8 protein-coding genes are annotated in these 5,012 nt (G+C 52.3%); 5 read left to right on the forward strand and 3 right to left on the reverse strand.

The window, feature by feature from the left end; genetic code table 11:
- Positions 1-24 precede the first annotated feature (24 nt).
- Entirely contained in the window at positions 25-549 is a 525-nt protein-coding gene (locus tag HMPREF9538_RS17040; RefSeq protein ID WP_009484718.1) for a fimbrial protein, read from the reverse strand.
- A gap of 480 nt (positions 550-1,029) precedes the next feature.
- Between HMPREF9538_RS17040 and HMPREF9538_RS17035 the strand changes: the two genes are divergently transcribed.
- Positions 1,030-1,674 (forward strand): winged helix-turn-helix domain-containing protein, encoded by a 645-nt coding sequence (locus tag HMPREF9538_RS17035; protein ID WP_020317255.1) that lies wholly within the window; start codon positions 1,030-1,032, stop codon positions 1,672-1,674.
- Between the two features lie 121 nt (positions 1,675-1,795).
- Here the strand turns inward: HMPREF9538_RS17035 and epmB are convergent, their stop codons facing one another.
- Positions 1,796-2,824 carry an EF-P beta-lysylation protein EpmB gene (epmB, locus tag HMPREF9538_RS0127385; RefSeq protein WP_002885500.1) on the reverse strand — a complete coding sequence of 343 codons (1,029 nt, stop codon included), beginning with the start codon at positions 2,822-2,824 and terminating at the stop codon, positions 1,796-1,798.
- Between the two features lie 41 nt (positions 2,825-2,865).
- On the opposite strand from epmB, the gene efp reads away from it, so the two are divergent.
- The 4 genes from efp (at position 2,866) to sugE (ending at position 4,404) form a co-directional block, all read left to right on the forward strand.
- Positions 2,866-3,432, forward strand: a complete 567-nt coding sequence (gene efp / locus HMPREF9538_RS17030; RefSeq protein ID WP_002885506.1) for an elongation factor P — start codon at positions 2,866-2,868, stop codon at positions 3,430-3,432.
- Between the two features lie 73 nt (positions 3,433-3,505).
- Positions 3,506-3,637 carry an entericidin A/B family lipoprotein gene (locus HMPREF9538_RS17025; protein ID WP_002885511.1) on the forward strand — a complete coding sequence of 44 codons (132 nt, stop codon included), beginning with the start codon at positions 3,506-3,508 and terminating at the stop codon, positions 3,635-3,637.
- Between the two features lie 159 nt (positions 3,638-3,796).
- Positions 3,797-3,943, forward strand: a complete 147-nt coding sequence (gene ecnB, locus HMPREF9538_RS0127390; RefSeq protein WP_002885518.1) for a lipoprotein toxin entericidin B — start codon at positions 3,797-3,799, stop codon at positions 3,941-3,943.
- Positions 3,944-4,086: 143 nt separating this feature from the next.
- Entirely contained in the window at positions 4,087-4,404 is a 318-nt protein-coding gene (sugE, locus tag HMPREF9538_RS17020) for a quaternary ammonium compound efflux SMR transporter SugE (protein ID WP_002885521.1), read from the forward strand.
- Here the strand turns inward: sugE and HMPREF9538_RS17015 are convergent.
- A complete protein-coding gene (locus HMPREF9538_RS17015; protein WP_009484722.1) occupies positions 4,401-4,934 on the reverse strand; it encodes a lipocalin family protein in 534 nt (177 codons plus the stop codon). The genes sugE and HMPREF9538_RS17015 overlap by 4 nt on opposite strands.
- Positions 4,935-5,012: the final 78 nt, after the last annotated feature.

Raw genomic sequence — 5,012 nt, forward strand, 5'->3', positions numbered from 1 at the left:
CACTAAATCAGTAAGTTGGCAGCATCACCGGCCTTCGGTTACCGGAGTAGCAGAGTTCACTTTTACATAACCAGTGGTGTACTTCAGCTGAGTACCGGTAGTAGCAGAGTAGCTTTCGGTCATGGTGTCAGAACCGTCGAAGGCTACGCGATGTGAATCGCTGAGACGCTGGATACCGATACCGATACCGGTAGCGCCGCCAGCTGCGGTGTTGTCCAGGATGGTTTTATCGCTGGAGGTGACACCGGCAACGTTTACAGTCAGGCCGGTAACCGGGTTAGCGCTGCCCTGTGCGCAGTCAGTAACTTTAAAACCGAAGTCCTGAGTTTTGAACAGAGTACCTGCAGCTTCAGCATTTGCTTCCGCAGTGGTCACAGTGATCAGCTGAACGATACCGTTGTTCAGGGTACCAGTCGGAGTCACGACGCAAGAGTTAGCTGCATCAGAGACTTCACCCAGTACAGTTACCTGAGCGGTGTTGGTTGCCATTGCCTGAGCACTCAGCACTGCAGATGCAGCGACCATTACAGCTACGATTGTCTTTTTCATTTAATTAATCCATATATAGATACTTAGTCCTGTGTAGAGTTGATAACAGTTATCAAGGGAATGGAGTATGCATTCGCATTGATATTGAAAATAAGCGCCAGCATTCCTTTATATAGTGCTGAGACAAATCATCCTGTTGAACAACGCTACCATATCGCTTGCCATAGCGAACCATGGAGAAGCGGGAGTAATTTAAAAGTCTGGTGCAAAAAATGCTTGTGAATTGTTGATGAAGCACCTGTGAATTTAATGCTGCCCCCCTCTCTGATGAGATGTGGATTCCAGTTGAGATTAATTTAATCTGAAAATCTGACCATTAAGCAAGTTAGCTATCGCTTGTTTTTTTATCTGCGGTATCCTGTGGGCTGAACTTCAATGTGAAATGTACCTGTTTTCATCTGAAACAAGAATGTTCACATAATCGTTTGGTTGAAATCATTTGATTTTATTATGGATAATAGGGTTACGTGGGGCAAGGATATGAATGACGCAGTATTATTTAATGGGTGTATAATTAATCAGGAGATTATATTTAATGCCAATATGAATGAGCTGCGGCCGCTTGCCGGGGACGGGGAGTGCATCAGCCTCAATGCGCCAACCGCCAGATGCTTGCTGCTGCTTTTGCAGAATTGCGGCAAAGTCATTTCACGGGATGAGTTCCTGGCGGCTGTATGGGAAACACGGGGGGTGGTCGTTTCGCAAAATACGTTCTATCAAAATATCTCTTTGCTGCGAAAATCGCTGGTAAAAGCTGGGCTATCTGAGGATATCATTATCACCGTCCGGCAAAAAGGCTTTAGCGTCGCTCCGAATACATTGGTCATTCCTCTCTCTGATGAAGAGTGCAAGAATATGAATCGGGTGACATTAACGCATTATCAGAATAATAAAGTTGTCGACTTTATTTCTGAAGAAAAGGAAAAGCCTGACACTCATTTAAATCTTCCACTAATAGAAAACTCATCAAAGCATGGCAGTGATTTGATGGCAAATAAACCGGAAGAAGGTGAAAAAGCATCTGAGCGGTTGCATGTTACTTTTAAAATACCCGTATGGTTAATCGCGCTAATTGTCGTGATGATTGTAATTAATATTATTGTGTTGGTCGTGCTAAACCGGTAGCTCGTCACAGCCAGGGGTTATAGCGCGGTGCGATAGTCATTTGCTGGTCACCTTAACACCCGTCTGTCGAAATCTTCCTATCCGAAGGTCTGCCAGAACGTCCTGGCAGACCTTCAGTTTATTAACGCTGCTTCAGCCCTAAATCCAGCGGCGTCTTGCTGGGTTCCCCGCCAATCTCGCGCGCCAGCTTCGGCACCATATAGCCAGAGATGAGGGTCAATAGTTCGCGCATGATTTCACGGGCTTCATCATCGCTGACCATGAAGTGCGCCGCTCCCTGCACCCGATCCAGCACGTGCAGGTAGTAGGGCATTACCCCGGCGTCGAACAGCGCATTGCTGAGGTCGGCCAGGGTTTGCGCGTTGTCGTTCACCCCGCGCAGCAGCACGCTCTGGTTGAGCAGCGTGACGCCCGCCTGACGCAGCATGGCCATCGCCGCGCGAAACTCACCGTCAATTTCATTGGCGTGGTTAACGTGGTTAACCAGGATCACCTGCAGCGACGAACGCTGGAAGCGGCTGGCCAGCGTCTCGGTGATGCGCGCCGGGATCACAATTGGCAGGCGGCTGTGAATACGCAGACGCTTAACGTGTGGAATAGCTTCCAGCTGGGTCATCAGCCAGTCAAGCTCATGATCCTTCGCCATCAGCGGGTCGCCGCCGGAGAAGATGATTTCATCAAGCTGCGGATGTGCCGCGATGTAGTCCATCGCCGTCTGCCAGTTGCGCCTGGTGCCCTGATTTTCGGCGTATGGGAAGTGGCGGCGGAAACAATAACGGCAATTGACTGCACAACCGCCTTTCACCAGCAGCAGGGCCCGGTTGCGATATTTGTGCAACAGACCGGGTACCACGCTGTGCTGTTCTTCCAGCGGATCGGTGGAGTAGCCGGGGGCGACGATAAATTCTTCCTCGGCGGTAAGTACCTGACGAAGCAGCGGATCGTTAGGGTTGCCTTTCTCCATGCGGGCGATAAACGCGCGTGGGACGCGCAGCGGGAACAGGCGTCTGGCCTCGCGTCCGGCCAGCAGTTTTTCATCAGCGTCTACATTTAAAAGACGCAGCAGTTCATCAGGACTGGTCACAACATTGGCAAGTTGCGTTATCCAATCTTCTCTGGATGGGGTATTTAGGGTTACAATATGCGCCATTTTGTGGCTTAGCTACCAGTTAAACAATTTCAGAGGGCCTTATGGCGACTTACTATAGCAACGATTTTCGTGCTGGTCTTAAAATCATGTTAGATGGCGAACCTTATGCGGTAGAAGCCAGCGAATTCGTTAAACCAGGTAAAGGCCAGGCGTTTGCGCGCGTTAAGCTGCGCCGTCTGCTGACCGGTACCCGCGTTGAGAAAACCTTCAAATCTACCGATTCCGCAGAAGGCGCGGACGTTGTCGATATGAACCTGACTTACCTGTACAACGACGGTGAGTTCTGGCACTTCATGAACAACGAAACCTTCGAGCAGCTGTCTGCTGACGCGAAAGCGATCGGTGACAACGCTAAATGGCTGCTGGATCAGGCTGAGTGCATCGTGACCCTGTGGAACGGCCAGCCGATCGCGGTCACCCCGCCGAACTTCGTTGAGCTGGAAATCATTGAAACCGATCCAGGCCTGAAAGGCGACACCGCGGGTACCGGCGGTAAACCGGCGACCCTGTCTACTGGCGCGGTGGTTAAAGTTCCGCTGTTCGTTCAGATTGGCGAAGTGATCAAAGTGGATACTCGCTCTGGCGAATATGTATCCCGCGTGAAGTAATTTCGCGTCATGATGACCGGCGTAGCCTCCGTGCTGCGCCGCTCTTTTCGTACAGTCACAACGAGCACGATACATGAAGCGCAGCGTTAAACTCCTGGTGTTACTCTTTCTGAGCAGCGCGCTGTTGGCTGGCTGCAATACCGCCCGCGGTGTGGGTGAAGATATTCAGGGCCTGGGCCACGCTATCTCTCACGCTGTGAGCTGAATTTCCCTGCCGTTTCGTTGATGGCGCTTGCCTCCCGGTATGTCAGCCTCCTCCACGCATACTCCTTTTCTCTTAAAAATCGCAAAGATCCCTTCATCTTTGGACGGTTTGTCTATGCTTATAGGGCATGAAAACAAAACTGACACTAAGGATGACATTATGGTGAAAAAAACGATTGCAGCGTTCTTTACGGTTTTGGTCCTCTCTTCAGCACTGACCGCTTGTAACACCACGCGCGGTGTCGGTGAGGATATTTCAGACGGCGGTAACGCAATCTCTGGCGCGGCAACCAAAGCTCAGCAATAAACGCCGTCAACGGTACGGTTTAGCGCCGTACCGTTCTTCACTTCTCTCATTCCGTTGGATATACTCACCACGACTTTTCATCCACCTTACGGGACGACCCGTAAGCGTTTCTCATCCGGGGACGGCCCCAGCAAAGGAGCCTTATGTCCTGGATAGTATTGTTTATCGCTGGCCTGCTGGAAGTGGTGTGGGCCGTCGGCCTGAAATATACCCATGGCTTTAGCCGCCTGGTTCCCAGCGTTATCACCATCGTGGCGATGGTGGCCAGCATGGCGCTGCTCTCATGGGCGATGAAAACCCTACCGGTAGGTACCGCCTACGCCGTCTGGACCGGGATCGGCGCCGTGGGCGCCGCCGTGACCGGTATTGTGCTGTTAGGGGAATCCGCCAGCGCCATGCGTATCGCCAGCCTTGTTTGTATCGTGATCGGCATCATTGGCCTGAAGATCAGCGCGCACTAATCATAGCGCTGATTGACCCAGACCAGTTTGCCGACATCAAAGCCCTGTCGGGTGGCAATGTCCAGCATCTGCTGCCTGACCTCCGGGGCGATGGTCGGCGCCCGGGCCAGCAGCCAGAGATAGTCGCGATCGGGGCCGCAGACCAGCGCGTAACGATACTCCTTATCCAGAGCAATGACGTTATAGCTGCCGTAGAAAGGGCCGAAGAAGGAAATCTTCAGCGCGGCGCGGCTGGGCTCCCCGGTAAAGTACGCTACCCCGTCCGTTTTCTGCCACATGCCGCGGTCGGGGTTATAACCTTTATTCACCACATCCAGACCGCCGTCATCACGTGGGTGCCAGGCGATCGTGACTTTTTCCAGCCCGCTTTCAAAAGGGTGGTCAAAGCGGGCGATTTCATACCAGGTACCCAGATAGCGCTGAACGTCGAAGGGACTGGCCACGGTGACGCCCGGCGGCGGGGCGGGCGTGCTGCAGGCGACAGACAGGAACGAGACGGCAATCGCGGTGATTATCGGCAGGATACGCATGGCATGCTCCTTGCTGGCTTTTAAGCTAAGTGTAGAGTCCAGCAGGGAAAAGGCGGCAAGATTTTTCTATGAAGCGAG

This window comes from Klebsiella sp. MS 92-3, from assembly GCF_000195655.1.
GTDB classification, from domain to species: domain Bacteria; phylum Pseudomonadota; class Gammaproteobacteria; order Enterobacterales; family Enterobacteriaceae; genus Klebsiella; species Klebsiella pneumoniae.